Below are 1,100 nucleotides of genomic sequence, written 5' to 3' on the forward strand. Positions count from 1 at the left end.
TGCGGGACGTCCCGCTGGCCGACACCGTACGGGAGCTGGACGACACGGGTCCCGTCGACCTGAAGGAGCACGCCGAAGCCTGCGAAAGGCTGCTGACCCGTTACGGCGACCTGGTGGGCAAGAGAGCGGGCGACTTCTTCACCCCCCGGGCGGTTGTCGACGTCGTCGCGGATCTGGTGGCCGAGAACGGTCGTGGCGTCCGGCACGTGCACGACCCGTTCGTCCGCGCGGGCGAGCTGCTGTCGGCATCATGGAGTGCCGTAGCGGCGACCGAGGGGCGGGAACGGGTCGGGGCCAGCGGTGCGGGTGTGGGTGAGCACCCGCTGATGCTGGCGGGGATGAACCTCGCTCTGCACGGGGTGCCCGGCGCCGCTCTGCACACCGGAAGCGCCGCGCCGTCGGACGCGACCGGTCCCGGTCCGGAAGAGGATCGCGGGTACGACCGTGTCGTGACGAATCCCCCGTTCAACATGAAGTTCACGGGATCCGTCGACGACCGGCGGTGGCGCTACGGTCCACCGCCCCGGCACAACGCCAACTTCGCGTGGCTCCAGTACGCGGTGACCAGCCTGAAGCCCGGCGGGCGGGCCGCCGTCGTCATGCCGGACATCGCGGCGTTCTCCGCCAATCCGAGGGAACAGCGGATCCGGACCGCGATGGTGGAGGACGGAGCGGTGGAGGCGTTGGTCGCGCTGCCCGCGCAGCTCTTCACCTCCACCGGGATCTCGGTCACGGTCTGGCTGCTGCGGTATCCGGAGGGCCGGTGCGACGAAGTGCTCCTCATCGATGCCCGCGGGCTCGGCACGCCGGTCTCGCGAGTGCGCCAAGAGCTGACCCCCCCGAACGCGCAGCGCCTCCTCGCGGAGTACCGGCGCTGGCTGGCGGACCGGGCCGGGGGACGCCCCTTCTCGGGCACCGAGGGGCTGAGTGAAGCCGTGTCCCTCGACCGGATCAGGGAACAGGGCCACCTGCTGAGCCCCGCCCTGTACGTACCGGGCGTTCGACCGGATGTCCCGGCCGGGGGTGCGTCGGTCCTGGCCGCTCGGGCAGGACGCCTTGCCGAGGCACAGAGGCGGGCCCGGGACGCGGACGTCGCGGTC

1 protein-coding gene is annotated in these 1,100 nt (G+C 71.9%); it reads left to right on the forward strand.

The window, feature by feature from the left end:
- On the forward strand, window positions 1–1,100 hold a 1,100-nt coding region (locus AB0E98_RS33910; RefSeq protein ID WP_361710357.1), incomplete at both ends, for an N-6 DNA methylase.

Origin of the sequence: Streptomyces sp. NPDC037389 (genome assembly GCF_040636475.1) — a bacterium.
Lineage (GTDB): Bacteria > Actinomycetota > Actinomycetes > Streptomycetales > Streptomycetaceae > Streptomyces > Streptomyces hesseae.